This window comes from Paenibacillus sp. FSL R7-0048 (assembly GCF_038004505.1).
In the GTDB taxonomy this organism is placed as follows: domain Bacteria; phylum Bacillota; class Bacilli; order Paenibacillales; family Paenibacillaceae; genus Paenibacillus_AQ; species Paenibacillus_AQ odorifer.
Genome location: NZ_JBBORF010000001.1, coordinates 825195 through 851698, shown reverse-complemented (window position 1 = coordinate 851698; position 26504 = coordinate 825195). Strand labels below are relative to the sequence as shown.

Genomic DNA, 26504 nt, shown 5'->3' with positions numbered 1-26504 from the left:
CCGAGCGAACATAGTTAACGTGGAAAATATCTTTTTAACATATAATCGTATACGTCCTTAAAACCCATGTAGGATAATACGATCAGCAGCGGATACACCGGGTAAATATACCGGGATTTGATCTCCCATAAAAGATAGAATCCGATAAAGCCCAGCACCACAAGAATCAAAGAGGTCTCTTCAAATCTTTTGGCTCTTATTCCACCCATTAAGCGAACGAGTATAAATACATACATCAGAAAATTCAGAACATACAGCAGCCACAACATTCCGCTTCTATAATTGGAGTCTGCCTTAAACAAATCCGTAGCAGCATTAGTGTAGCTATAACGGTCCATGACAAAGCCCATTCTTCCCCCGTTACTGGATGATCCGTCATTTCCGAGCCCATATCGTTCCATCTGGTAGGTTCCTTCCGTCCAGGTCCAAACGATTTTTTTATAATACATCTTCACTAAGTCACTTAGGCCCGCCTCGGAGAGTTTATTACTGATTTCTTCTTTAAATAACTCCGTACTTTCTGCCTTATTATAATTTGCATCCTGCTGATAGATAGCGTAGCTCTCCCGGTTGTCCCAGAACCCAAACGTCTCCAGATTGATCCCCATATTCAGCCACATGTAGACAGGTGCGGAATTTTCGTTCATCGGTTCATCTACAACATTCGTCGCCTGCAGCACAGCATTTTGCGTCCAGCCGGGAACATTAAACAATATGGCCGTGATAAACAAAGCGCTAAAAACCTTTTTCACCCCGATAGAACGTATGTTAAATAAAAGACCCGCCACCACGGTAATCAGAAAAATAACACCGATACTGCGGAAATAGTTGCCTATTGCCAGTAAGAGAGCTGCGAAGAGAATATCCTTAATGGACCTTCTTTTAATAAATCTTATGGCAAAATATAAAGCACTTGTCAGAAAGGCGGTAGCGATCACATCGTTATAGATAAAATTACTCATAAACAATGAAGGGATAAAGGTTGCAGCAAACACGAGGATGCCATAATCCTTATCCTTGGACTTATAATTGAGCTCTTTATACAGCATGTAAATCATTAATGAGGTTAAGAGTGTAAACAGAATATTAAATATTTTGATTACCAGATAATTATCCGGAAAGATCAACAACAACGTCTTTAAATATAAAACGATCGAAAAATTAAAAGGGAACATATGCAGATAGCCGTTCGTGTCAAACGACGAATAATCATTCCTGTACAGCATGTCGAGTGCCAATGAAAGCACTGTCTGCGAATCATCCGTCGGCATGCGTGGAAACAGAAAGATAATCACCATCTGGATTGCAAAAGAAAACAGCAGTATGGCTGGAATGACTATTTTCCAACTGTACTTATTAAGCTTCAGGCACATTTTATACAAAATAACGCTTAATGCCAGCACCACTGCGATCACTAGAATAAAAAGACCCAGCTGTTGTCTCTCCAAAATTGGCGTGTCCCCATATACGAAATAATTATATTTCGCCCTAATAAAAAAGGAGGATGCGATAAAAAGACCGATAAAGAATGCAAGTATGAGATACAATGTTTTTTGAATTCCTCTTATCATGGAAAACCTCCTTTGCGCAATCGAAAGCCCTTTACAATCCGCTGCCCCGATTCATAAAAAGCATTATAAACACCCAAACTGAAAATCCAATGAAAATCGGAAGTTTGGGAATTCGCAAAGAAGAGATTTAGAAAGAGAGGTACGTCCTACAATTGGGAATCAAAAAATCGCAAATGTGATACGGAAGTTTCAAAATGGAGAGAGTTGCGGAGACAAAGAGAGGAAATGGAAAACTACTCCAATCCTAGGGAGTATTATGACAAGAGTCTTAATTCTCTTTCAAACGATTATGCTATACTGGTGGAGCAAATAGAATAGGCTTAAAGGGTCGGTCGGCTACCTCTCACCGAAGGGAGGGATGCCTTGTGACAGTGTTTGAAGCAATGATGTTTATGCTAACCTTTGGTTCGCTTATCGTAGCGCTGCTGTCCAATAAACGCAAATAGACCGCCCACTCACAAAGGCATGCGGTCTATCTGTCGTGTCCTATTTGCTGAAGCCTACCGCCCTTAAAAGCGGCTATTGCCTTGGGAGTCGTGTTACAGCACGGCTCTCTTTGCATTTTACGTCTTTTCTACCTTTAATATACCACAAATAATTTAATAACGTAATAATGTACGGTGTTACATTACATTTCCAATCTCCCAGAAAATCCATCCATCCTTGCGTACATCAGAACAATTTACTATCCATCTTTTTTAAAAACCGATTATTAGCGATTAAGCCTTTCACTCTCTTCGTTGTATTAGGCCCTTTCGGTGTGCTACCTCTTCTATTCAGCAAAATCCACCGTAGACATGCCCAAGCTTCAAAGATCTCAAGTTCTTCCTGATCCATATCATTTTCCAATAGATAAGCAGTTCTGAACACATCAGCATAACGCTCAGAGATATATATTTTCAGCAGAATAAGTGACCAGGCAAAATCATATCTAGAGTCTCCCAACTGGCCGTTCGTCCAATCGATTATGGTATATCGCTCTTTATTCTCCACTATATTTCCGATATGAAAATCCCCATGAATGATACAGTCTTGCTTCATTGGAGTTTGCTCAACCAGAGAAGTCAATACATTATAAATATCAGATTGTTCTTTAGCTTCAGGGAAAAAGTAGCCGATGAAATCGTATTTTGGCAGTTGTATATTTCCAATCTCTTCAACGCGAATTTTATGTATTTTTGCTAATAGGCTTGCGAGTTTCTTCATTTTCCTGGTATTCATTTTATGAATAGGGGTTCCGTCAAAACTTGTTAACAACACCTTATGTCCCTCCGGATTGATTCCCCAGCCCACTGCTTTAGAGACGGCTACTCCTCGTTCGGATAGAACATCCAATAAACGATATTGAAACTGGACATCCGGTCTGGATTCCTTATTCCATGTTTTCAGTACATAGCTCTCTTGATCAGAATTAATCCTCATGACCTCAGCTTCAAATCCTTGATCCATTGTATGCGCAGTTAAGCTGTCTTCCTGATTTAATAAGTCGTTTATGATTTCGTTGTGCTCTAGCCAATTTATGATAGATATAGGAGTTTTCAAAAATGGGTTCTTCCTTTCGGAGTCAGCTACAACAGATTAACGCAACTCAAAATTACAAATAACATAAAATAGATTGTTCTATCCAGTACATAAATACAGTATCCGGGCTTTCCTTTTCAAACTTTTTCATTTTTAAATACATGTCCATTCCATCAGAAACATCATGCCATAAATCCGTAAATACAAAATCATATTTTTCCTTAGACATATGTTGTTCTGCATATTCGAAAGCATCTGCTTGGATAAGCCTGATCTTGTGAGCATTACTGAATTGTGGCAGTACATATTTATTAAATAAATCAATGACATCTTGATTTTTTTCAACAACCGTTATGCTTTCAACATTAACTTTTTCAGAAACCATATAAGCATAATAGCCAAGTCCAAGCCCAAACGTAAGAACATTCCCAAACGCTTTATCAACAGCTTCTTTCATTGTTTCTATTTCATTTGGCGTGATCGTCATCCAGATTCTGTCATTCTCCAAGACAGCCGGGAACATGAATTCAGTTTGAAAAAAACCAACCTGAGGAATTTGTCTTCCCTCTTCTGTCCGGATGATATCATTGCAAACAAAACCTTCAAAAGGTTTATATTTTTCATATTTTAATTCACTATTATTAATCTTTATAGTTGGTATCTTGATATTTTTATAATATGGATTGTCATAATATTCATTTGCATCAAGCTTATGAAGCATATTGCTAAAATATTGGTTGAACAATTCCTTATCATCAACATTATCAACCGTATCCATCCCAAAAGCAGCAGCCAGCATTAAACCAAAAGCGTATTCATAAGATACACCACAGTTTACGATTTCTTCAATTTCTTCTTTGTTAATAAAGTCGGGGGTATTATTCAAATAGCGGCTTAGTAAAGCAAACACTTTATAGTTATCTTCTTTTACTTTTTCTTTTATTACGTTATTAAATTCCATATTCTCACCTATTAATTAGAATTTGTTCCTATGTCTCATGTTAGTCTTTCCGGATTGACTAGTAGGCAATACTCTCATTTTACCATTTAAAAATCCAGAAGAACAAAAACCGCTTTACTAATCCGTGACAGTTACCACTTCTACAGTGAGAAAATCTCACGCCAAATCTTCTAGTTATATGGTTTATGGTCCATTTTCCGCCTAATCCGCTCAATATTTCGTTACCCTATGTTAGAATAGACGACTTGTATAATTTGTGAAAACTTTCACTAATAGTCATGATTGATGGTATACTTAATAAGAAGATGAACTAAAGAGAATAACGATGGAAACTGTGGACGTAACCGTAGAAGATTTGAAGTTAGGAGAATAACAGCGACGCGCGCGCTTCTCCACTTCCAACTCCCTCTGATACTTCCTTTCTTTTTTGTCGGGTTCTTTTGGTACATCTTAATAGAGAAATATAAAAGTGGAGGGTTAACAATGAAAAAGAAAGCAGCTGGTGCTCTGAGTCTCGTCCTCTCTGTCATGCTCGTTATCGCAGGTTGCGGTAATGGAAACGACAAGGTGAACGAGAGCAAGAGTAATAACAACGAGAAAAAAGAAGTTGAAGCCGTCTCCGGGGCATCTGAAGCAAGCTACACACCATTCGATCAATTAAAAGATAAATATGATATCATCATTGTCGGTGCGGGTGGTGCGGGAATGTCCGCGGCGCTTGAGGCCAAAGAGAAAGGCATGAACCCTGTTATTTTGGAAAAAATGCCGGTTGCCGGCGGGAACACAACCAAATCCTCTTCGGGGATGAACGCTTCTGAAACGAAATTCCAAAAAGAACAAAACATTGAAGACAGCAATGATTTATTTTATGAAGAGTCATTAAAAGGTGGCCATGACACTAACGACAAAGAAATGCTTCGTTTCTTCGTTGATAATTCCGCGAGTGCGATCGATTGGCTGGATTCCATCGGAATCCGCTTGAACAATATCACCATTACAGGCGGCATGAACGAAAAACGTACACACCGTCCTGAAGATGGCTCTGCTGTGGGACAATACCTTGTCAAAGGTTTAGTGAAAAACGTACAAGAGAAAGAAATCCCTCTTTTCGTGAATGCTGATGTCAAAGAAATCACTGAAAAAGATGGCAAAGTAAATGGCGTCAAAGTCCTCTTTAACCAAACAGAGGAAAAAACAATTACGGCAGATGCTGTCGTTGTAACCACTGGCGGATTCGGTGCCAATATGGATTTGATCTCCGAAGTAAGACCTGACTTGGAAGGCTACGTTACTACTAACCAAATCGGCAGTACCGGGGACGGCATCAAGATGATTGAGAAACTCGGCGGCACAACCGTCGATATGGATCAAATCCAAGTTCACCCGACTGTGCAGCAAGAAAAATCCTACCTCATCGGCGAAGCTGTTCGTGGGGAAGGCGCTATCCTTGTTTCCAGTGAAGGTACACGGTTCACCAATGAATTGGATACCCGTGATAAAGTAACAGCTTCCATCAATACACTGCCTAATAAAGCAGCTACGCTGGTCTTTGATTCCGGTGTTAAATCCCGTGTGAAGGCTATTGAACAATATGACAAAATGGGCTTCGTGATTCAGGCGGATTCCATCGAAGCTTTGGCCAAAGAAATCGGTGTTCCAGAGGATAAGCTGGCAACAACGCTTGATACTTGGAACAGCGCCGTTAAGAATAAAAAGGATGCCGAATTTGGCAGAACTACAGGAATGGACAATGACCTGTCCACTGGTCCTTTCTACGCTATTAAAATTGCTCCTGGGATTCACTACACCATGGGTGGCGTGAAGATCAATACGAACACAGAGGTTCTAAATAAAGATGGTGAAGCTATCCCTGGTCTGTTTGCGGCAGGCGAAGTTACAGGCGGCTTACACGGACAAAACCGGATTGGCGGCAACTCTGTTGCAGAAATCATTATTTTTGGTCGTCAAGCTGGGATCAAATCTGCTGAATTCATAAAAGCAAAATAAGTAGATAACAGATACTATAGGCCTCACAGCAAAAAGCTCAAGCATCGGCAAGTTAGCCGCTGGCTTGAGCTTTTTTAATGGGATTAATCGCCAATAGTTCGGATAATAGTATCAAACGGATCTAATTCCAGGGTTTGTTGTCCATATTCCGTATCAATCGTAGTTTTTTGAAGCTGGTCGCTATTGTTAATCACGACGAGTATTTTACTTTCTGGATAATAAGCACACTCTGTATATAAATTATCCGTAATGTACTTTGTTTCCTTTAACTCATTCCCGGCATAACGAATCACATTTAATAGCAATCTTGTATTTTCAAAGCTTAAGGTGAAAGAAGGCAGGTAGATCCCCTTTCCTTTACCAAATGCATGGGTGGACAATGTTATCATCCCACTCTTTTCACACAATACCGCTGCTGAGCCATCCGTAAGATAAATGTTATTTTTAGGTGTTATGCTGGCTCCTTCAGGCACTAAACCTTGCTCATCTCTAGCCTCAAATGTCCATCTTCCATGAGCTACCTTGGAGCCTGTATCCTCATCCAGACCAAGCACATGTGCCATTCTGAAAAAGCTGTCATAACCATCAAGCGCCGAAGGCTGATTGATACCTATAAAAGTACCACCCTCATAAACCCATTCTGTCAGTAAGTCCACGCACTTATGGTCACTCCAGTATTCTCCACCACTCCATGCTGAACCTGCCGAGCCGGCATTGATCACTACATCACACTCATGTAATACTCCCTTACGGATATCTTCAAAATCAATGAACTGCACCTCAACCGGCAATCCGGACAAAGCCTCATTGATATGAATCAAATCATGCATATACGTTTCATGGAAATGCCCGGACAAGGTCCACGATCTCAATTTGCCCCAAGCGTGCAAAATGGCTACCTTCGTCTTAATGTGATACGGTTTGCCTTTATGATGCAGCTCTTTAATTTCTCTGAATTCATCCGCGATCTTTTCGATATAATCACAAAAATCCGGATAAGGCTCTACAAGATGCAAATATCCGCCCAGTCCAATCCGATCTATAGGCTCTCTGAGCAAGGCGCGCCGGATATTAATCCAATACTTTTTGGCATCGAGCGTAGGGTTACCTCCCTCCATAAACGTAGGAAGCCCTCCCAATCCAACCGGAAATAAATAGGGATGCAGCCGAATCTCATGGGTATCTACTTTTACACCAGAGCAAAGCCTTGCCTCATACCCTGAGAACACACATTTAATCATCCCGTCAAAACCAAACTCCTCAAAACGGTCATTGTAAGGCTCCATGCCAACCCAACTATCATCATAGAAGACATACGCCAGCTTATCGTGCTTATGCACAATATCAATTAATTGCTTACCAAATTCGATGACAAAATCATTGATAAATGCCATATAGTCCAGCTTCCGCTGCTGCGCCGGGATATGACTGACCCGATATTTCCCACCATTCACAAAATCCTCGGCCGTGAGCGAATACCCATATTTTTTGGCAAACAGATCAAGCGCTCTTGAGCTTACCGTAAAATCATATGAACCCCAGTCCGAGAACAAATGGCGATTGCGCTCATCACTGCCCCAGATCCAGGCGAAATTATAAAAGAGGGAGGTGAACCGAACCACTGTTGTTTCCTTATGCTTACGACACCAATCTTCAATCCAATGGAGTAAATATTTTTGCGTTTCTACATAGATGGGATCAATCTGCATCAGATGCTCTTTTTCCCAGTGATTCGTGGTGTGATTGTACATGGAGATCTCTTCCCAAATCCGGTAGACCATGAAGCTGACTGTGTATTTATGCCAAGGCGTTATTCCAGTAATGACTACATTTCCCGATTCCCGCTCATAATTCCACAGTTCTCTTGGAACCTCTTCGCCCGTCGTTCGGTCAAAAACCTGCCAGTACTTAAACGCCTCTTTGGAATCATTCACTCGGAATTGTTCAGCAAAAAAATCCTCCATCAGATAGATGGATAAATAATCTTGTACCGCTACCTTCGGATTTGTTATTAAAAAGCTCTGCTGCAGCTTGTCTGAATTCTGGGACGCCCATTCGTTATGATCTCTGATGATGCAGATTGTAGAATAAATGCCGTATCCTGCGTTGATAATCTCATCGGACAACTGTGTGCCGTCACTGTCACGGATGACATCGGCACCCCAACGTTCAGCTAATTCCAGGGTCAATGCCTCATAACCGGATTCTCCCGGCAGTGTAAAGGCCCCCGTTGTTTGTTTGGACAACTTGGATCCCTCCTATTTAAGCATATCGGATAGAAAAGCTAATGCTAAGCCTTGACCCCAGCCTTGAATCCAGTCTTTTGGAATATTACGGTAACCTTCCCGATCCTTCATAACCGCTGTTCCGCCAGAGACACCCAGTACCCGTCCATCTTCGCTGATATTGTTCAAAATACCTTTCAGGGCCTTTTGCACATATTTGGTATGCAGCGGATTGCCGTTATTAATCATAGCAGCCGCAATGCCGCAAGACGCGGATACTTCTTCATAAGACTCCTCGTCATCGAGTACTGTCCGCCACAGGCCGTTCTCCGTTTGCACCAGCTTGAGTGCGGCCAGCTGATCGCGCAGCGAACACTCCACGTCCATACACTGCGGATACAGATACCATTCTTTCAAAAGCTTTTTAACTTGCGACATGGTGTATGCGCCCCAAGCATTCGCTCTGCCCCAGAATAGTCCAGACATGTGATCCTGCTTCACATTATTGTAGCCATGGTACCAAAACCCGCTGCTAGGATCTTGCAGGTATTTGATATGCCAATAATATTGATTCAAGGCATCTTGAATCATTTCCTGATCCTTTAATTTGCTTCCTACACGGAGCAGGAAAAATGCCGCCATAAACAAGGTATCCGCCCATGCCTGTTCTGGAAAATCATTAGAAATAGAGACGGTATGCTGCAATACATGATCTCCGAATCTAAGCGCATTGTTCTGCAGATAATCTACTTTGCTCATCACAATATCCCAATATTTCTGATTGCCTGTTTCCTCATACAAAGTGATCAGCATATGGCCCATGGCACAGGTATTTACCGTCCAATCCGGCAGACCCAGCTCGATATATTCATCTGCCCACTGGACAAGCATATCCAAATACTCTTTATTTCCTGTAGTTTCATAAGCTCTGGTTACCCCATAATAAGCCACACCACAAGGCCAGTCCCATGTTAAATCCATCGCCATTGTTTTTCTGACCACTTTGTCGATGACCCTTAAAATCTCTTCTCTGTCATAAGTTAATTGAAGCATCTTGTTTCTCCTCTCTTTCGCACACGCCCCCAAAGGCGCTTGAGAGCTGTCCGTCCATATTGTAAACGCTTTACTAACTCTATTGTAAGTAGTAAAATGGTCTGATTCTAAGCATATTCATAACTAAACTGTGCAATTTCAACCATTAACTTTTGTTCGCTATATCTTGGAATTAGCCGTGACTACAGAGAATATTTGGACTTCCGGCCGCTGTTGTCGTAAGAATTTCTTGATTTTATACCGCTCTTCGCGGTGGAAATCTGCAGACAAAGGCGGACGCTAACGCTCCTACAGTTCCAAACTTCTCCTCCGCCACTTTTTTCCCAAATTGTATAATATCAAGTTCTCTTTATATAGTTGAATTTGATATAACGTTAACCTATAATCTACTCAACCTACGTAATAAGAATGGGAGTATTGAGAATATGCCCAGAAAAAAGAAGCCCGTCATTGAATACCGCCACTACAGCTTACCGATAAACTTTCCTATCTTGCTGTTAAGTGGTGAACGTTGGAAGATTTCTGATATTAAAAGTGAACATCTGCATTTCCATAATCATTTGGAGATTGGCATTTGCCATTCGGATAGCGGCATCATGGAGATCAAAGGAGAATCTGTGCCTTTTAAAGCCGGAGATGTGACCTTCATCCCTAGGTATCTCCCTCATACAACTTATAGTTCGCCGAATGAAGCCAGTCTGTGGTCTTATATCTTTTTTTCGCCTGAGGATCTTTTTCAGCAATCCTTCAAGAGCGCTTACAGCAACTTTGAGCCGAATCTGTGGGCTATAAAGGGAACAAACTGTATTTTGAATAAAGAGGAACATCCCAAGGTTTATACCCTTGCGACATCGGTCGTGGAGGAATTGAAACAAAAAAATCCTTACTATCAAGAAAGTGCCTACGGCTTATTGTTATCGCTTTATATAGAACTCCTAAGAATTCATTCCCGGTATGAACCCTTGGTTAATCAAGAAACAGAGCATAGCCTGAAGGGCGATTTTGTCATCTCACCCGTTCTGGAATACATCACTAAAAACTACATGATGCCGATTACCATCGATTTTTTAGCTGATCTGTGCCACCTAAGTACCACTCATTTCCGCAGGAAATTCCATGAGATTATGGGGTCCGCACCTCTCGACTTCCTAAACAGTACCCGTATTGAAGAGGCCTGCAAGCAGTTAAAAAGTACGGATGATTCCATTCTCTCCATCTCTGAGCAAGTCGGTTTTCAGTCCATATCCAGCTTCAACCGATGTTTCTCCAAGCTTATGGGTGAGTCACCTAAACAATGGCGTAAAGGCGCACAATCCGAAGCACAATCCGCTAAAGCGTCTATATTGGAATTTACGGGGTGGGTATGATCCATTGATCCATTGGTCTATTCTAGATCATCTTTCTCCCGATCGTTTTATATAACATGGTTCTTATCTTCTTTAACTGCGCAAAGTTTTCTTCAAATGAAATGCTGTGGGTCAGTGCCAGCCCTTTTGAGAAATTTTTTTTATATAGAAAAATTGATTCCAAATACAAACCTATGACATGAATCTGATTCCAAGTAGGATAACTTGAATGATGATAGAAGACAGTCAGCGTTTCTAATGCATAAAAATTATGACACCATCTCGCTTCCTCCATTATGTACTTCATTGCCGGTCCGTTATTGTTAATCATTATGTCTCGGAATTCATCTAAATGATTAGGCTGAACATCGACATATTCAATTGCATAAAATGGCTTTACATGCCGTTTTCGCGCGCCTTCCCCTGGTGTAGGGTACGTGCTGTTTGGTGTGGTTACAAGTAACTCTATACGGATTGTTTCGAGCACGAAAGGTATATTCACATTTTTTAAGTTAGGTAAAATGATTTCGGCATCTTCTTTTTCCTTGATCTGCATTAGGATAAGATAATCCCATATAATGAATTCTCCATGTTTTTCGGCTGTTTTGTTATGACTGTAAACTGAAATATCCTCCACAGCATTATTTTGAGTCATGGATCCTAGAACGTCTGTGAGTTGGCTCTTTATTTCTTTTTTCATATGCTTTTTATACTTCTTATCGACTCCGATACTCCAAGCAATATAATAAGTATCATTTTGTGGTGTCAGTTTTAGATTCTCTACGCTTATTTTCTTATCCATTTCTGTTTCCCTTTCTGTACAAGTCCCCAGCCATCGATGTATAATTCGTCTAAGATTTCTAATAGCTCGGAAGGGGTCTGAAGCAAGGCTGCTTATGGTTAATCGTAACCCTGCTTCCCAATAAACGCAAATAAGCCCCCCCCTCTGAACTGCCCCATCAGGCACAACAAAAAGGCATGCGTCCGGTAAACTACCGAATTCATACCTAACAAGTCGCCTAATAAAATAAGCTGTTATGTGATAAGGCTAGCCTTTACTTGACCTCACAAAATCTATTTAACAAGGGAATGATTTGTTCCTTGCTCATAGGGGCGTCGTGCCCCGGGATATACGTAGTAAATGAAAGAGTGGATAAAAACACAATATATTCTTTCATTTTTATCGGATCAATTTTACCTTCTCCATGATAATAATCCCCGCTATGTGCATCGCCTGCGAATAATACTCCCGCTTCTTTTATATATACAACACAAGAATCGTCTTCATGTGGCCCTCCTACCTTTATAATCTGGCAAGTGGTGCCCCCTAAATCCAGCGTTAAAGCATCCTCGAACATAATATTTCCTGTGCTAACCTTAATCTTATCAAACGTATCATATTCTTTTTTCATACAGTTATAGGCGAATGCTATTTCTTCTTTGGTCTCTAAGCGTTTTACAACAGCTTCTTCATCCCATTCCCATTCTTTCAGGCGCTGTAGTGCCTCATTCGTTGCTGAAGAGACTATAGTTCCCCCGTCAAAAGCATGCATACCAAAGGTATGATCCCAATGCCAGTGCGTGATCAAAGCATATTTGGGACGTGGCAGATTGTTATCATCTAAACACTTTATAAAGGCATCTAAATGCGATTTTGAATTGCCACAATCAATCATAATTGAAAAGCTGTCACCTACAACATATCCCAAAACAGGTCTGTCTGTTTCTCTGACGTTTTCTAAATAATAAATAGAGTCATTTATTTTTTTGAGTTCCATCCTATTTTCTCTCCTTTATGGATACAGGTAAAAGTACGCTCTATGGAGGAGATGATTACCTATTTATAATGGATGAAGCAGGTCCCATTGGGCAAGGGAGAGTTTAGTTATATTCACAATGTACTACGACGTAGTTCATAAAAATATTGCACAATCGGATGCTTTAACTGCATCTTCTCGCTCATGTTTAAAATCCGCTTTTTCCCAACCCGTCTGTCCACTAAAGCCAGAATATTCAATAAGATATCATCGCTCTCTATGCTTTCCTCTATAGAAGTAGATAAAAACTTATTAGCTATAACGATAAAATTCGATTTACTTAATGACGTCTGTGCTGACAAAAGCTCCTTTGCAACTTCTGATATCTTTCTGCTTCTTGCAATGACTATTAGACGATCCTCCGGGATGTTCCCTTTACTATCTTTTCTAACCGCTTCAATGTCTTCAGGGTGGATTGGAATTTGGAGTTCTGAATCATTCTTAATCTCCTGCTCCGTCAGATACCATCTGATTGAGTTAGTTCTATCATTCATATTGAGTACGTTCTTTTTATCTACCGAAATATAACAGCTCCCTGATTTATCAGGTAAATAACGGTAGCTGCTTGCGCGATATTCAACCTTGCCAGATAACGCAGGACAGAGAAAACTCTCCAGTTGTTGCTTTAATTTGCTCCAGGACATGTATCCTCCAACAAGACGATCTCTTCTCCTCGTCTTTGCCTTATTTTTATATTTTCTTTTCCCCAAGCACACATAACATCCACGATCTTATTAGCTGTAACGCCATATTCCGTGAGGCTGTATTCAACTTTTGGCGGCATCTGCTGGTACACGAATCTTTTGACAAGCCCATCCCTCTCAAGTTCACGAAGCTGCTGGATCAGAACCTTTTGTGAGATGCCTTGAATATTACGCTGTAATTCACTTGTTCTTTTGGCACCGGACATCAAAAAGCAAATGATCAAAGCTTTCCACTTTCCGCCGATGATTTCTAGTGTTGCCTCTATCCCTAAATGATATTGTTTCATAGAATGACACCTCGTTCATGCTGATCAAATTAAGCTTACTCAAAACTTCATTGTTGCATATATTTTTTTCGGAGTCCAGTACACACCTCGAAGTAACCATCTTACTTTATTGTGTGTATTTTCTTTTTTTACAACCTGCAAGATAATAATAATATTCATAAATAATATAGGCCTGAGAATGGAGATTCATCATGAAAACACTAGTGATTTTGGCGCATCCAAACCTTGAAAATTCGAGGGTCAACCAGCGCTGGAAAGAGGAACTGCTATTATATCCCAACGATATTACCCTTCATGAGATTTATAAGGAGTACCCTGACTGGAATATTGATGTTTCTAGAGAGCAGAATCTAATGGAAGCTTATGACCATGTGATCTTTCAATTCCCGTTGTATTGGTACAGTTATCCGCCGCTATTGAAAAAATGGTTTGACGATGTGTTGGCTTACGGATGGGCTTATGGATCAAACGGGAACAAGCTTAACGGGAAAAAGTTAGGGCTGGCCCTGTCCATCGGTGATAAAAAAGAAAATTATCAGCCAGCGGGCTCTGTTTCTTTTACCGTAGACGCAGTGATCGCACCCTTTAAAGCCAGTGCCAAACATGTAGGCGCAGAAGCCCTACCGTACTTTGCTGTTTTTGGAGCTTCATTCCAAGCCAGCGATGAAGAAATTAATACTAGCGCAAAAGAATATATCGAATATATCTTTAATCACCGTATTTGATACAAAACAAATTGGGCTATCCTTAGTCTTGTTCAAAGACTTTAAGGATAGCCCATAGCATTGTTGAAGCAGTCTAAAGATTCTCTGTAGTAAGGGTGAAGCCTTCGATCACGGCATCTTCGTCAACCTCAATCAAAATGCAGCGTCTCCCATGATAATTCACTTGCTTCACATATTTTAAATCCTGCGGGCTGACCGAAATCGTAGCTACCTTTGTATCGATCTTAATCGATTTGGTAGTGAATTTCGGCATTACGCTGCTCGCCTTCATCTCATAATGCTTATCGTCAACGATCGTTTCAAACGCCCGTTCCACTTTTTCCATTGTCACGTTCTCAACGCCACTTACCGTTAGTACACGTTCCAGGTCTCTATAATCGAGCTTTGGAGGTTCTTCCTTATCGTCGTTGGTTTCGATGACCTGATGGATCTCCTCGTACACCTGTGCGAGAGTGGTTGCATCAAGCTGTTCGCCCGCCACTTCCTTCACGATGTCTTCGAATATAGCTCTCTCTTCCAGAGCCGTATTGGATCTTTCGGCATTCAAGACCTCTCCGACAAAATGCGGATCTAGAAAGTTCGATTTCCCCGTACAATATAGAATACGGTTCACATCGGAATAATTGTCCGTCACACTTGGGTAAAAGAAACCTTGCTCCGGTGTGCTTAACTTGACGATCGGATCTACAATGACATTGTACTTGAACTCCCGCTCCACGTAATCAAACAAGAGAGCTTTCCGTTGTTTCTCCGTGGAATTCACGCTGCATAGGATAAAAGGATGCGCGAATAGTTCGTTTTTCTCACTTTCCTCGGCTTCATCGTTTCTATCTTTAGTCGGGCGGAAATACTGTCCGCGAACGAAAGTGATCACCGTATCCCGTTCATAATGAGTATCCGCCATCATTCTGTCCACCAACAGCAGCATCAGATCCTGCCATTCATCCGGATCCCCTGTCACCAAAGCTTGATGAAGCATCACCTGCGCCGGCTCCTCCGCTTCCGCTTGAAACTTCAACTCGAACAATTTCTGATCCAGTTCACCGGTCAGGAGTTTTTTGAAATTGCCCATATACAGCTCCTGCTTCTCTCTGTCCACCATTCCAAACGGCTGGCGCTCCCAATGATAGATTTCGTTGCTTTCCTTCATAATATACACGTTGAGAATATCGTAAATACTCATTAAATCGTGATCCAGCTTAAATTGCTTGCGTATATGCGCGACTTCTTTCTTTATCATGATTCGTTAGACAACTCCTAGGAAGATTAATTGGTCTTTTCAGTATAAAGGATAAAAAAAAGCTTCGCTAGAAGGGGTTTTTAACGTTACTTCATTTCAGTTTTGTTCCAAAGCAATAATACAACGACTTTACGTGATAATACTAGGCGGCTTAATCAGTTGAGACTCACGAATCGCTTGTGGGCGCGATAGTCTTCACTCTCTACTTTTGCAACAATGCTCTCTTGGGTCCAAAAATTATAAAACTGATCGCGGCCAACACCCAGACACCAATACCGCCATAGAGCATCACCAAACCAAAGCCGTGTACAAGCGAGGCATGGACGATAGCTCCAGATGCATCCAGTGAGGATAGTTCTGGAAAACCCTGATTGAGAGACGAAGTGTTTCCGGCAGCTGTTTTTTCGGCCAAAGATCGCAATTGTAAAACATCGACAGTCTCAGGAAAAGCTTTCTTCAAATAAGAAAAGATGCCTTCCTGTAAAATGAAGCCCATTACGGCAATGTTGATGGCTAGACTGATTAATCTGGCACTCATGTCTATGCCGGAAGCCATACCTGCACGAGTACTAGGTACCGAGCCGGTAGTCGTGTTGGTGACAGGCGTGTTGGTTAATCCCAGCCCAATACCAGCCAACAGAGAGCCGGGGAGCATAGTCAACCAGCTGGCGTGATCACCGCTGCTGCCATACTTCATCAAAATGAAGCCCAAGCCGATAACGAATAGACCCAATGGGATAACTATGCGCGGTTGGTAGCGGAGCGAAAATCGCTCTGCCAGAGGCGGAATTACCAGGGTGGGCAGTGCATAAGCCAGAACAGACAACCCGGCACTTACGATGTCGTAATCAAGCCCGCTCTGGAAATAAATTGGAAGATAGATCATGAATGGCCAAAAACTGAAATTCATCCCGACGGAGCCAAGGAGAGCACCAGAAAAATTACGTATCTTGAATACGGAAAAGTCGAACATTGGATGAGCACTGTGCTTCTCCGCAAATAGAAATACTATGAAACTTATTGCCACTGCAACAAGGATGCTGAGGGATGCTGTACCTCTAAAACCAAGTTCCGACCCTTGTGTGATAAAATAGACCAGGCCAAAAACCGTCAACGAAAGCGTGACGATGCCGATAATGTCCAGCTTTTTTGCCTGTGGATCGCTGGACTCCTCCACGCCGCTGAAGACAAGGATCAAAGTAAAAAGGGTCAGCGGGACATGGACCAGAAAAACCCAATGCCAGTTCAATACAGCCACGATCATACCGCCAATGATAGGTCCAAAACCGAGACCGATACCAAACACGATCCCCCATGTGCTAAAAGCTTTGCTGCGTTCTTCTCCTTTCTGAAACCGATGTGAAAGAATGGCTATCTGGCAAATCTGCATCGCGCCAGCACCCACGCCTTGAAGGAACCGGCTGGCGATCAGAACCGTTGTGCTTTGCGCCAAGCCACAAATCAAAGATGTAATACCGAACAAGATAAGGCTGATAATAAAAATACGCCTCCTTCCATACCGGTCAGCCAGCGTTCCAACAGCCATCAGAACTGTCGCACAGGCAATGGTGTAGGCGTTCATAATCCATTGCATATCCTTGAGGCTACCGTGCAGTACCTTTTCCAGGGTAGGCAGTATCACAGGCACACTGGAAATTTCGAGGCCAAACATCAATGCGGACAAACATATAGCAGCTAATGTGATTATATTTTTGCGGGAGTGGGAGAGTCTCATTGGGAGTTTCCTCCAGACTCATCAATACGTGCCTGTAAATCTTCTGTACCTACTTTATTTAAATCAAATTTTCTCAATGGTAGCCATCCTCTCTAACTTTCCAAGTGTAGATCATCATTTTGGTGAGAGTCATATTATATAATGTAAATTATTCATTTTACATATTATAATCAATCAATTATGATGATTTAACAAAGTAATTAAAGGAGTTTTAATGAATTACCTTAAATATAAAGGAGGCCATCCAAAGTGGATCATGTAGACAAACAAATTCTCTTCTATCTTCAAAATCAAGCGAGGATTTCAATGACAGAACTGGGGAAATCCGTAGGTCTGTCTCAACCTGCGGTTACGGAACGAGTTAGAAGAATGGAAGAGAAAGGAATCATTGAGGAATATCGCACCATCATCTCCCCTGAAAAAATCGGGAAAAATACGGCAGCCTATATGTTGTTTCGGACTAGAGACTGCCTGGCATTTCTTGACTTTGTCCATGCCTCTCCCCAAGTTGCCGAGTGCCACCGTATAAGTGGAGAACACAGCTATTTATTAAAAGTAGTGACCGAATCTACACATGCTCTTGAAGAGTTTGGCAATCAATGTGATAAGTATGGAACCTATACGATCCTGATTGTTATGTCTTCACCGATAGATCATAGATTTCTCATTCATTCTCTCGAAGAGGCATCTAAAGTAGACTAATGCCAAGCAGAAGGACAACGAGTTTTCAGAGAAGTAGCTTTATTAAGAGCGTCTTACAATAAGCAGGAATAAATGTTTAGTTAAAAAAAACGACATCTCTGTCGTTTTAAGGAATACGTATGGTGGCACTTTAGCGGATCGAATCGCTGACCTCCTTTTTTACTACTCATTTATCGCATGCTCTAATGCATAGTCTTCAAGCTGAATATCTACCTGTTGATTCATGGCCAGCTTGGCTAGCTGCTCACCAAGAAAGGGTCCCATCGTTAATCCGGATGATCCTAGTCCATTAGCAACAATTAGTTTATTCCATCCTTGAACCCTGCCCAACACGGGAAGAAAATCTGCTGTAAATGGACGGAACCCTACTCTTATCTCATTTAGGCTACAATCCGCAAGACCGGAAGCCGTTTGAAGACCTTTATTTAGAATTTCTTGCATTCCTCCTACGGTTACAGCAGTATCATAACCTACGACATCATTTTCGTGAGTAGCACCTACCACGATATTTTGATCCGCAAATGCGAGTATATATTGATCTGTAGGCGGCATTACCACAGGCCATTGCTCTGTACTCGCTTGTTGAGCAAGCTTCAAATGCATAATTTGAGCTTTTTGATAACGCACCTGAAGCATGATCCCAAGCGGATGAAGCAAAGCGTTAGACCAAGCCCCTGCGCACACAATCACTTCATCCGCTGTGAATGTCTGTTCTCCTACACTAACCCCTTTAATTTCATGTTCATCATGTTCTAAAATAGCATCTCCCTCAATCATTTGCGCACCATTACGCTGAGCAGCCCTTAGCAAAGCATCACGTAATTCACGTCCGTTCACTCTTGCTGCACCGGATACATGAAGCGCATGATAGCCTTCCGACAATAAGGGAAACTTCTCTTGCGCTTCAAGATCCGTCAGCATCGTAAGTTCCCCTATTTCAGGGGCGTCCTCTCTGCGCAGCTCCGCTCTTTCTTTCATCGCGAGTAACTTTTTCAAATCCTCATGGATACATATCGCTCCAACTTTTGCGTATCCAGTCTCGGTTTCTCCAGCCTCTTCCAACTCTTGAATAAGTGCCGGATAAAAGCTTGCTCCCGCTTTAGCAAGACGATACCATGCTTTGTTTCTGCGTTGAGACAACCATGGACAAATAATCCCTGCTGCTGCATCCGTTGCTTGTCCAACATCCTTACGATCTATAATGATGACCTCAGCACCTAACTTACTTAGCTGATAAGCTGCTGAAGCTCCTAATATGCCTGCACCAATTACAATAACCTTGTTCATGTTCGAAGTCCCTTCAGTTATTCATTTTTTTAATCATTCACTACTTACCCATTGTATCTTAAATTTGACATTTCTAATGAATTATCGTACTATAAATTTCACTCAGTTAAAAGTACTTTAATTGAAGTACTATAATAAAAGTGTTATTCAGAAGAAAGAAGGAATACAGTTGAAGTTTTCACAGTTTTTGAAGTCCAAAGGGGCCATTGGTTCTATTTTTATGGGTGTGTTCTATGCCATTGCGATGCTTGGTATTTTCTTACCAGGGTATACAGCACTTCCAGGGAACATGGATGATTTAAAAATTGCTATTGTCAATGATGATGCAGGTCAATATGGGGCTCAGATTTCGAGTCAGTTCTCGGAGAGTTTACCATTCAAAACGATAAAAACCGATGTATCGAATAAAAAAGCGATGGATGAATTAGAACATAATAAGTTAGCTCTAGTTGTCCATATTCCAGAAGAATTTTCAGCCAACGTTCAAAGCGGTAAGGTATCCGCAAGTATTGATTTCACAGTCAACGAAGCTTCTGCCACCATGGTATCTTCAGCCATGTCTTCCGTTGTAGGAGAAATTAACAAACAATTAAGCGCGAACTTCTCAGAGCAAACCGCAAAAGGTGTGTTAATGAACTTTAACGTACCAGAAGAACAAGCCACCGCAATGGCTACACAAATTGAAAATAGCTATGTCGGGAATTATGTTGTCATCAATGATGTTCCGGACGGCATGCACAACAACATGTTACCTATGTTCTTAACTATGGCTGGTTATGTTGGGGCAATGATTGCCTCCATGCAATTAGTTGCTTCTTTTAAAGCGAACCGCGGGAAAGCAAGCAAGACAAAACTGTTTATGTTCGTTCAATTCACAGCTTTATTAATCGCTGTATTATCAACAGTCGTTGCTTTAACCATTGCCTTCTCTGTTGCAGATGTAGACCTATCCTTACTGTTACCAGTTGCTGCTCAGCAAATTCTAATGTATATGGCTGCATTTAACGTGTGTGCGATTATGGTCTTCCTAGTTGGCGAAGGCGGTATGGTCTTAAATATTCCAATCCTGCTCATGCAAACCATCGCCAATGGTGCTACCATGCCTCGTGATATGATGTATACACCATACGATTGGTTCGGCCGCATCACCCCGATGTATTATTCTGTGCAAGCTTATTTGGCACAAATGTTTGGTTCCATTAGTCCAGCCCCCTTCTTATGGGGATTAGCAGGCGTATTTGCCGGGGCTATGATGATTAACATTGTAATCGTCCGGTTTGTTCATAAACCTGTACCTGTAACTAAAGAAACTATACTGCCCGTTGAAGTTAAAAATACAGCTGAAATAACCGCCTAGGTTTGGTAAGATAGAGTTTAGCCAACAATTAGGAGTGGGTTCTGTGATGTCAATTCAAATTTATATCTTAAGTAAGTTAATGGATGAAAATAATTATCCTTATAAATTAAAAAAAGAACTATCCACCCCTATTCCTTTTGATAAATTGCTCAATCTATCTGAAAGCAAACTGTATTATCACTTTGAATCTCTTACGAAACAGGGCTTAGTTGAACAGGTAGAGATTATCAAAGAAGAACATCGTCCAGACAAACAGGTGTTTTCCATTACCGATAAAGGGCGCAAGCAGCTCCCGCTCAAAATTTATAAGGTAATAGAAGATGCAGAATCTATTTCAGATATGATTGTCGCTCTTGTGAATCTTCGTTTTGTAGAGACTGATAAAGTGATCCCGATTATCGAGAAGAAAATTGAACAGTCACTTATAAAAAAAGATCAATTAAATCAAATCTACCAGCAAATAGATGTAGATAGCTCCACTCGTGAAAGTGTAGATTTCATGGAAAGCTACTACGCTTCTCAACTTGAGCAATCTATACACTGGTGGAAAGTTCTTTTAGAAAAGCTGAAAACGAAAACGATATAAAAAAGAATGCCTTGGATTATTGCATAATCAAGGCATTCTTTTTTTATTTCCAGCATCAATCACACAATAGCTTTTTTCAGTTATTCACTTTTAATTAATAAATATAAAAAGTATGGAGCACCGATTAAAGCCACGATTACTCCTGCTGGTATTTCAGTATTGGCTACTACCATTTTACCAAGCGCATCTGCAATAACAACTAATCCGCCACCGATTAATAAACACGCGGGAATCATTATTTTATGGCCACGAAAGAGTCGTCTAACTAAATGTGGAACTACTAGTCCTACAAATCCAATGCTCCCACTGACAGCAACCGCTGGTGCCGCCAATAAGACACTACACACTAAAAACCAAACACGATACTTATTTAGAGATACCCCTAAACTAATGACTACAAGATCGTTAAGCCTTAGTACATCCAATATAAGATGATTCCGAATTAATAAAGGCACAATAAGAAGTAACCAAGGCAGCATAGCATACACGTGACTCCAATTACTATTCCCTATGTTCCCTGCCAGCCACACCTTAATCATCTGATATTGCGAAGGATCTAGTACGAAGGTTAACACAATCATAAATGCACTAATCGCAGCCGCAACAGCAATACCAGTATAAATTAATCGAATGGGAATAATGCCTTGATTGCGATCATAGGAAAGCATAAATAATAGAGCGACAACGATAAATCCGCCCAATAAAGCATACAGTGGCTGAACATAAGTATGTAAGCCGGTTGAGCTATTTTGTAAGAGTAAAAATAACATCATGGATAATCCAGCACCAGCATTTATCCCCAGTATGCCCGGGTCGGCCAAAGCATTTCGGCTTATAGCTTGCAGCAGCATTCCTGCTATTGCCAACGCGCCACCTACTAGAAAACCCAAGATCATACGTGGAATACGGAACTGAAAAAGTACAAGCTCCTGCCTCGGTGTTCCCTTTCCCAATACGGTTTGCCATAACTCTTGTAAGCTTAAGCTGCTTTGACCAGTAGATACACTATATATAAAGCCTAGCAGTAAAATGATTGCTATAATTATAAATTTCCATCTTAGCTTCACTATAGCTCCCGCCTTTCTTTACGCGCCAAATATAGAAAGAACGGAACACCAATAACCGCAATTACAGCACCTACAGGGATTTCATAAGGGGCATTTACGATACGTGCCACTAAATCAGCAAGCACAACAAGGATGGCTCCCAGAATTGCGGATAATGGAATAATATAACGATAATCCACACCCACTATGTAACGTACCAAATGCGGAGCAATTAAGCCCACAAAGCTTACAGATCCAGCTAAAGCACATGAGATCCCAGCTAACATGAATGCGGCTAAAAGCGAGAGATTTTTGATAAGTTTTATATTAACGCCTAACCCTTCCGCTGTCTCATCCCCTACAGAAAGTATAGTAATCGACTTTGAAATTACGATGGCAAGTAATAGCGCAAGAAGCATCCAAGGCAACATTTGCTGTAGATGAGCCATGCTAATGCCACTTAAACCTCCTCCATACCAAAAAGCCACCTGCTGAGCCACTGAAAAAAAGATACTTATTCCTTCACTTAGGGCAGTTAGCATAGCAGAGATGGCAGCACCCGCCAATACAAGCCGAATAGGCGTCATGCCTCGTTTACTTAATAAACCCACACTAAAGACTAAACCCGCTCCCAATCCCGCACCTAGAATACAGAGCCAAAGTGTACCTGTGAATGAAATCGTCGGCAGGAAAACCATAGCAATAACTAACGTGACCCCTGCCCCAGCATTTAATCCAAGAATCCCCGAATCGGCTAAAGGATTGCGACTAATCCCTTGAATAATCGCTCCACTTACTGCAAATCCAGCGCCTGTTGCCATAGCGGCAAGTACCCGGGGTAAACGAATCGACTGGATCACCTGATGAGTAGACGCCTTATCATCAAAAGCAAAAATAGACATGAATACATCTGCGAAGGGCATTTTTTTCGCGCCAAGGGCCATAGCAAGCACTAATACGCCTATTAATAGGAGGAGCATGAGGATTAGCAATAATAAAAAGGAGAACTTTTTTTCTCCTGCTAGTGATGATTTCTGAACATTTGCGGCCAATGTTTCCAACCCTTTCCCTTCACTTTACAAAAAGAGCCAGCCAAGGGCCAGCTCAGATGCAAACGAATATGATTTCTATCTAACTTAAGTCAGAGGATGTGGTAAGCAAAAATTTGACGGCCCGACTAATCGCACCCGAGATTACGCTCACATGCTCCTCTTGCTCAAGCAATGCCCAGCTTACTTCGAAGCTTGGAAGGTGTAAGGCTATCATGCTGTTACATAAATCCAAGCTATCCTTGACCATATAATCCAGCTCTTCTCCACCGGCAATCATAAGCGTTTTAGGTAACTGACTTAGCATATTGCTGTGTAAATCAGCTTTAAAACTCTCATATTCCTTTAAAAGTGCGTAATCATTCCACCAGATGGAAGCACTACTTGCAATATAATGTGAAAACAAGGTGGGTTGAGTAAACAACGCATGCAGAACAAATAATCCGCCAAAGGAATGGCCAAACAATGCTTGCTTCTGCTTATTGATAACGAACCTCTGGGCAATGGCTGGCATTAACTCTTTTTCAAAAAAAGCTAGCAGCTCATCTGCCCCGCCAAATTCAGGCCAAGGCTCCCCATTGGGACGTTTCGGTAAATTCGCGAGCTCAGCTGGCATGGTTAAATCATAGGTTCGACGCACGGTATCAAACGCCTCACCTCCAGGATAACCAATGCCAACAACAATCGCGGGTGGATAGCCTTTAGGCTTACGCGTCAGCAATCGGGTGATTTCAGCAGCGGTTTCAAAAAGCCCATTGCCGTCAAGAACATAAATGACGCCGTAGCCATCTTTTGCAGACTCATCCAAAGGTTTGGCAATAAAGATTTCATAGTCCTTATGATTAGCTTTACTCGTGATCAACATCGTTTCATAGTTTGGTTTTACGTACGGTTTGATAATCATGGCAGCAGGAACGCTACAATATCGTCCATCGTTTTTTGATAAGCAATTAATCCACTGGATCTCCAGTGATCGCCATCCACCTCGAACACTTTACCTGCTTGAACTGCAGGCAGCGCCTTCCATAAAGGACTAGCTTTAATGTCTGCCAGGAAAGCATCTCCCAGACCATCATTATCGTTAATAAAGATATAATCAGCGTCTAAATCAGACAACATTTCCAGCGAAATATCAGCGGACATTTCTCCTTCTACAAGAGCACTTTGAGCAAAGCCTAGCTCACTCAGCACATAACCCCCGTAATGGAAGTTACCCACTAAAAAGATCGCACGGGCATTCGCATTAATATAAATTGCTTTTTTACCGGCAGAAACGCTGGCTAACTGTGCTTTAGTTGCTTCTAGCTTTGTATTGTAAGCAGCAATAGCTTCTGTTGCTTTATCCTCTAAACCTAGCAATTTCGCAATCGTTTCTGTGGCCTCCACTACATTGCCGAGTGCATTCTTAAACACGTAAGTTGGAGCAATTTGCGAGTAGTTTTCATAAACACCATTTTGTGCATAAAAAGCAGTGGGGAATATAATTAATTCCGGCTCCAAATCTACTACAGATTCTGGAGAGGGAACACCATTAGCGAAGCTGATTTCTTTTACACCACTTAACGTATCCTGTAGATACTGCTGCGGTCTTTCACCCGTGGACCATTGGGCTACTGGGGTTACACCAAGGGTAACTAAGTAATCCTCTAGACCAGGGGCATACACCTTTTGTACAGTCCCCGGAATGTTTACTGTATTGCCTACTTGGTCTGTTACTACAAACGCATCTCTAGCCGCTACTTCCGTTTCTTGTACAGCGGGTTCATCGGTTGCAGTTGCACTCGCTTCACTGGTTGTTACTGGAGTATCTGTTGCTTGCTGATTAGCTGTATTATTGCCACCGCAAGCTGTTAGTAGAATGGATAATAAACCAACCATTACAACATAACTTATTGTTTTTGTATTAAACCCCTTCATGATAGACCTTCCCTCTTTCCTATATTCTCAATAATAATCATTCTCAGTATTGAGTGTATAAGAGATAGGACGCATTGACCATGTAACATCTTATGATTAGACATGTACATTTTCAAGGTATCATCATTACTGCAACTTCCTCTAGCATCCGCTTTAAAGCTACAGGCGAATATTCAAACCAAGGATCGGAGTGAATAACATAGATTTGTTGCTGCTTAATAGCCTCTAACTGTCTGAACCCAACCTCTCTCTGCAAATGATGCCATGTTGCTCGTGAATCATCATCGGGGCAGATAATCGTAAACAGCTTATCTACCTTCAATCTACTTAACTCTTCAAAAGTAATCTCTGCATTATATAGACTGGGCTGCTCATAACTAGATTCCGCTCCCAAATCCTGAAATAAAAGATGCTGAATGCCTGTATTACAATAAGCAAAGATTTGCTGCTGATAGATACGTATAACTAGAACTTTAGGTGGTGTAGAGGTCCATTCTAACCTGCGCCGAACGTCTTCCAATCTTGCCCTATACTGTGTGATCCACTGTTTCGCTTCTTCTTGTTTATTTAGTCGGGCAGCAAGTTCAGTTAAGGCTACTAAACAATCTTGCTTATCATCCAGCCAATAGATTGGAAAATGATCCTCTATCCGTTTTACCAGCTCTGACGACAAATCTTTGGGAGAAATAAGAAGATCGATTGGCAAATGCAGCAGCTCATTTGGGCTGCAATAATTTTTATTTTGCGTCAAGGTTACCTTATGCTCGATTTCTTGCGACCATAAATTATAGTAGTACGGTGTCCATTTTGCACTTAAGGGTGCAGCAAACGGAATGACTCCTGCCGCATGTAAATACCCCATCATGTTCCCAGTTACAACACCGATATGAGATTTTTGCTGGCTGGAATACATCGTTGGCGAGATCCCTTCAACCTTTTTGAACACTCGGCTAAAATAAAACTCATCACTATATCCAACCGCTTCTGCTATAAACTTCAAGCGAACGTCTTCCTTTTGCAATAATTGTTTAGCCTTTTGAATCCGCAGCTGGGTAACAAACTCCATTGGACTTTGTATATATTCCTGTTTAAACGCCGAGGAAAAATAACTGGAACTAAGACCAGAAAGATTAGCTAAATGTGCTAAAGACAGGTGCTTCGTGAAATTCTCTTCTATATATTTTCTAACCTCGCTTAAATCCGTCTTCTGCGATTGTTTTTGCATGCTGTCACCTCTTTACTGCTTATATAAATACACTTAACTCTTTATTCATTCATTAATTGATAATCATTATCAATTATACTTTTGTTTTTGGGGGGTGGCAATGGTTGGGGAATGTTCTATAAAAGTGTGCTCAAAAAAGAAGA

24 protein-coding genes are annotated in these 26504 nt (G+C 41.4%); 7 read left to right on the top strand and 17 right to left on the bottom strand.

The genetic code is table 11. The features are described from left to right. Window positions 1-14: 14 nt before the first annotated feature. Window positions 15-1571 carry a glycosyltransferase family 39 protein gene (locus NSQ91_RS03700; RefSeq protein ID WP_248549423.1) on the bottom strand — a complete coding sequence of 519 codons (1557 nt, stop codon included), beginning with the start codon at window positions 1569-1571 and terminating at the stop codon, window positions 15-17. 365 nt (window positions 1572-1936) lie between these two features. On the opposite strand from NSQ91_RS03700, the gene NSQ91_RS31970 reads away from it, so the two are divergent. Then, the gene (locus NSQ91_RS31970; protein ID WP_445670806.1) at window positions 1937-2017 is read left to right on the top strand and encodes a putative holin-like toxin; all 81 of its coding nucleotides are present in this window, start codon (window positions 1937-1939) and stop codon (window positions 2015-2017) included. Window positions 2018-2243: 226 nt separating this feature from the next. Here the strand turns inward: NSQ91_RS31970 and NSQ91_RS03695 are convergent, their stop codons facing one another. Together NSQ91_RS03695 and NSQ91_RS03690 are read right to left on the bottom strand one after the other, a co-directional pair. Beyond that, the gene (locus NSQ91_RS03695; RefSeq protein WP_340916462.1) at window positions 2244-3113 is read right to left on the bottom strand and encodes an aminoglycoside phosphotransferase family protein; all 870 of its coding nucleotides are present in this window, start codon (window positions 3111-3113) and stop codon (window positions 2244-2246) included. Window positions 3114-3165: 52 nt separating this feature from the next. Next, on the bottom strand, window positions 3166-4053 hold the full coding sequence (locus NSQ91_RS03690; RefSeq protein WP_254848973.1) for a spermine/spermidine synthase domain-containing protein: 888 nt from the start codon (window positions 4051-4053) through the stop codon (window positions 3166-3168). A gap of 483 nt (window positions 4054-4536) precedes the next feature. Between NSQ91_RS03690 and NSQ91_RS03685 the strand changes: the two genes are divergently transcribed. Continuing rightward, window positions 4537-6060 (top strand): flavocytochrome c, encoded by a 1524-nt coding sequence (locus NSQ91_RS03685; protein WP_340916459.1) that lies wholly within the window; start codon window positions 4537-4539, stop codon window positions 6058-6060. A gap of 83 nt (window positions 6061-6143) precedes the next feature. Here NSQ91_RS03685 and gnpA read toward each other — a convergent pair whose 3' ends face one another. Both gnpA and NSQ91_RS03675 read right to left on the bottom strand, forming a co-directional pair. Beyond that, complete coding sequence (gene gnpA / locus NSQ91_RS03680) at window positions 6144-8306, bottom strand: 1,3-beta-galactosyl-N-acetylhexosamine phosphorylase (RefSeq protein ID WP_280753646.1); 2163 nt, start codon at window positions 8304-8306, stop codon at window positions 6144-6146. 12 nt (window positions 8307-8318) lie between these two features. Then, window positions 8319-9338 carry a glycoside hydrolase family 88/105 protein gene (locus tag NSQ91_RS03675; RefSeq protein ID WP_076128555.1) on the bottom strand — a complete coding sequence of 340 codons (1020 nt, stop codon included), beginning with the start codon at window positions 9336-9338 and terminating at the stop codon, window positions 8319-8321. 425 nt (window positions 9339-9763) lie between these two features. Here NSQ91_RS03675 and NSQ91_RS03670 point away from each other — a divergent pair, with 425 nt between their 5' ends. After that, the gene (locus NSQ91_RS03670; RefSeq protein ID WP_076306689.1) at window positions 9764-10705 is read left to right on the top strand and encodes a helix-turn-helix domain-containing protein; all 942 of its coding nucleotides are present in this window, start codon (window positions 9764-9766) and stop codon (window positions 10703-10705) included. A gap of 22 nt (window positions 10706-10727) precedes the next feature. Here the strand turns inward: NSQ91_RS03670 and NSQ91_RS03665 are convergent, their stop codons facing one another. The 4 genes from NSQ91_RS03665 to NSQ91_RS03650 form a co-directional block, all read right to left on the bottom strand. Next, window positions 10728-11486: a hypothetical protein gene (locus NSQ91_RS03665; protein ID WP_340916455.1), complete on the bottom strand. Its 759-nt coding sequence runs from the start codon at window positions 11484-11486 to the stop codon at window positions 10728-10730. A gap of 253 nt (window positions 11487-11739) precedes the next feature. Then, on the bottom strand, window positions 11740-12462 hold the full coding sequence (locus NSQ91_RS03660) for an MBL fold metallo-hydrolase (protein ID WP_340916453.1): 723 nt from the start codon (window positions 12460-12462) through the stop codon (window positions 11740-11742). Window positions 12463-12575: 113 nt separating this feature from the next. Then, window positions 12576-13145 carry an SF0329 family protein gene (locus NSQ91_RS03655; protein ID WP_076282562.1) on the bottom strand — a complete coding sequence of 190 codons (570 nt, stop codon included), beginning with the start codon at window positions 13143-13145 and terminating at the stop codon, window positions 12576-12578. Then, entirely contained in the window at window positions 13127-13492 is a 366-nt protein-coding gene (locus NSQ91_RS03650) for a winged helix-turn-helix transcriptional regulator (RefSeq protein ID WP_076282561.1), read from the bottom strand. Before NSQ91_RS03650 ends, NSQ91_RS03655 begins: the two co-directional genes overlap by 19 nt. 191 nt (window positions 13493-13683) lie before the next feature. On the opposite strand from NSQ91_RS03650, the gene NSQ91_RS03645 reads away from it, so the two are divergent. Further along, a complete protein-coding gene (locus tag NSQ91_RS03645) occupies window positions 13684-14217 on the top strand; it encodes an NAD(P)H-dependent oxidoreductase (RefSeq protein ID WP_340916451.1) in 534 nt (177 codons plus the stop codon). Window positions 14218-14290: 73 nt separating this feature from the next. Here the strand turns inward: NSQ91_RS03645 and NSQ91_RS03640 are convergent, their stop codons facing one another. Next, window positions 14291-15457 (bottom strand): DUF4317 domain-containing protein, encoded by a 1167-nt coding sequence (locus tag NSQ91_RS03640; protein WP_340916449.1) that lies wholly within the window; start codon window positions 15455-15457, stop codon window positions 14291-14293. Between the two features lie 202 nt (window positions 15458-15659). Further along, window positions 15660-17192 (bottom strand): MFS transporter, encoded by a 1533-nt coding sequence (locus NSQ91_RS03635; protein ID WP_340916447.1) that lies wholly within the window; start codon window positions 17190-17192, stop codon window positions 15660-15662. A 249-nt stretch (window positions 17193-17441) separates the two neighbouring features. On the opposite strand from NSQ91_RS03635, the gene NSQ91_RS03630 reads away from it, so the two are divergent. Beyond that, window positions 17442-17894: an Lrp/AsnC family transcriptional regulator gene (locus tag NSQ91_RS03630; RefSeq protein WP_076128537.1), complete on the top strand. Its 453-nt coding sequence runs from the start codon at window positions 17442-17444 to the stop codon at window positions 17892-17894. Between the two features lie 162 nt (window positions 17895-18056). Here the strand turns inward: NSQ91_RS03630 and NSQ91_RS03625 are convergent, their stop codons facing one another. Next, window positions 18057-19181 carry an NAD(P)/FAD-dependent oxidoreductase gene (locus tag NSQ91_RS03625; protein WP_340916444.1) on the bottom strand — a complete coding sequence of 375 codons (1125 nt, stop codon included), beginning with the start codon at window positions 19179-19181 and terminating at the stop codon, window positions 18057-18059. Window positions 19182-19350: 169 nt separating this feature from the next. Here NSQ91_RS03625 and NSQ91_RS03620 point away from each other — a divergent pair, with 169 nt between their 5' ends. After that, window positions 19351-20538, top strand: coding sequence for a YhgE/Pip domain-containing protein (locus NSQ91_RS03620; RefSeq protein WP_076185138.1), 1188 nt, complete (start codon window positions 19351-19353; stop codon window positions 20536-20538). 46 nt (window positions 20539-20584) lie between these two features. Further along, window positions 20585-21124, top strand: a complete 540-nt coding sequence (locus NSQ91_RS03615; protein WP_076128531.1) for a PadR family transcriptional regulator — start codon at window positions 20585-20587, stop codon at window positions 21122-21124. Window positions 21125-21204: 80 nt separating this feature from the next. On the opposite strand, the gene NSQ91_RS03610 is transcribed toward NSQ91_RS03615, so the two are convergent. The 5 genes from NSQ91_RS03610 to NSQ91_RS03590 form a co-directional block, all read right to left on the bottom strand. Further along, complete coding sequence (locus NSQ91_RS03610; RefSeq protein ID WP_340916441.1) at window positions 21205-22191, bottom strand: FecCD family ABC transporter permease; 987 nt, start codon at window positions 22189-22191, stop codon at window positions 21205-21207. Next, on the bottom strand, window positions 22191-23231 hold the full coding sequence (locus NSQ91_RS03605; RefSeq protein ID WP_076190092.1) for a FecCD family ABC transporter permease: 1041 nt from the start codon (window positions 23229-23231) through the stop codon (window positions 22191-22193). The genes NSQ91_RS03610 and NSQ91_RS03605 overlap by 1 nt, the downstream gene beginning before the upstream one ends. 70 nt (window positions 23232-23301) lie before the next feature. After that, window positions 23302-24123 carry an alpha/beta hydrolase gene (locus NSQ91_RS03600; RefSeq protein WP_076190091.1) on the bottom strand — a complete coding sequence of 274 codons (822 nt, stop codon included), beginning with the start codon at window positions 24121-24123 and terminating at the stop codon, window positions 23302-23304. Beyond that, window positions 24120-25136 carry an ABC transporter substrate-binding protein gene (locus tag NSQ91_RS03595; RefSeq protein ID WP_312148553.1) on the bottom strand — a complete coding sequence of 339 codons (1017 nt, stop codon included), beginning with the start codon at window positions 25134-25136 and terminating at the stop codon, window positions 24120-24122. The genes NSQ91_RS03600 and NSQ91_RS03595 overlap by 4 nt, the downstream gene beginning before the upstream one ends. 112 nt (window positions 25137-25248) lie before the next feature. After that, window positions 25249-26361, bottom strand: coding sequence for a helix-turn-helix domain-containing protein (locus tag NSQ91_RS03590; RefSeq protein ID WP_340916436.1), 1113 nt, complete (start codon window positions 26359-26361; stop codon window positions 25249-25251). Window positions 26362-26504 lie beyond the last annotated feature (143 nt).

Bases quoted from the DNA above. Each gene is read 5' to 3' on its own strand.
- NSQ91_RS03700 (WP_248549423.1), bottom strand. From the start codon at position 1,571: ATGATAAGAGGAATTCAAAAAACATTGTATCTCATACTTGCATTCTTT.
- NSQ91_RS03690 (WP_254848973.1), bottom strand. From the start codon at position 4,053: ATGGAATTTAATAACGTAATAAAAGAAAAAGTAAAAGAAGATAACTAT.
- NSQ91_RS03685 (WP_340916459.1), top strand. From the start codon at position 4,537: ATGAAAAAGAAAGCAGCTGGTGCTCTGAGTCTCGTCCTCTCTGTCATG.
- NSQ91_RS03675 (WP_076128555.1), bottom strand. From the start codon at position 9,338: ATGCTTCAATTAACTTATGACAGAGAAGAGATTTTAAGGGTCATCGAC.
- NSQ91_RS03670 (WP_076306689.1), top strand. From the start codon at position 9,764: ATGCCCAGAAAAAAGAAGCCCGTCATTGAATACCGCCACTACAGCTTA.
- NSQ91_RS03665 (WP_340916455.1), bottom strand. From the start codon at position 11,486: ATGGATAAGAAAATAAGCGTAGAGAATCTAAAACTGACACCACAAAAT.
- NSQ91_RS03660 (WP_340916453.1), bottom strand. From the start codon at position 12,462: ATGGAACTCAAAAAAATAAATGACTCTATTTATTATTTAGAAAACGTC.
- NSQ91_RS03655 (WP_076282562.1), bottom strand. From the start codon at position 13,145: ATGTCCTGGAGCAAATTAAAGCAACAACTGGAGAGTTTTCTCTGTCCT.
- NSQ91_RS03650 (WP_076282561.1), bottom strand. From the start codon at position 13,492: ATGAAACAATATCATTTAGGGATAGAGGCAACACTAGAAATCATCGGC.
- NSQ91_RS03645 (WP_340916451.1), top strand. From the start codon at position 13,684: ATGAAAACACTAGTGATTTTGGCGCATCCAAACCTTGAAAATTCGAGG.
- NSQ91_RS03640 (WP_340916449.1), bottom strand. From the start codon at position 15,457: ATGATAAAGAAAGAAGTCGCGCATATACGCAAGCAATTTAAGCTGGAT.
- NSQ91_RS03635 (WP_340916447.1), bottom strand. From the start codon at position 17,192: ATGAGACTCTCCCACTCCCGCAAAAATATAATCACATTAGCTGCTATA.
- NSQ91_RS03625 (WP_340916444.1), bottom strand. From the start codon at position 19,181: ATGAACAAGGTTATTGTAATTGGTGCAGGCATATTAGGAGCTTCAGCA.
- NSQ91_RS03615 (WP_076128531.1), top strand. From the start codon at position 20,585: ATGTCAATTCAAATTTATATCTTAAGTAAGTTAATGGATGAAAATAAT.
- NSQ91_RS03600 (WP_076190091.1), bottom strand. From the start codon at position 24,123: ATGATTATCAAACCGTACGTAAAACCAAACTATGAAACGATGTTGATC.
- NSQ91_RS03595 (WP_312148553.1), bottom strand. From the start codon at position 25,136: ATGAAGGGGTTTAATACAAAAACAATAAGTTATGTTGTAATGGTTGGT.
- NSQ91_RS03590 (WP_340916436.1), bottom strand. From the start codon at position 26,361: ATGCAAAAACAATCGCAGAAGACGGATTTAAGCGAGGTTAGAAAATAT.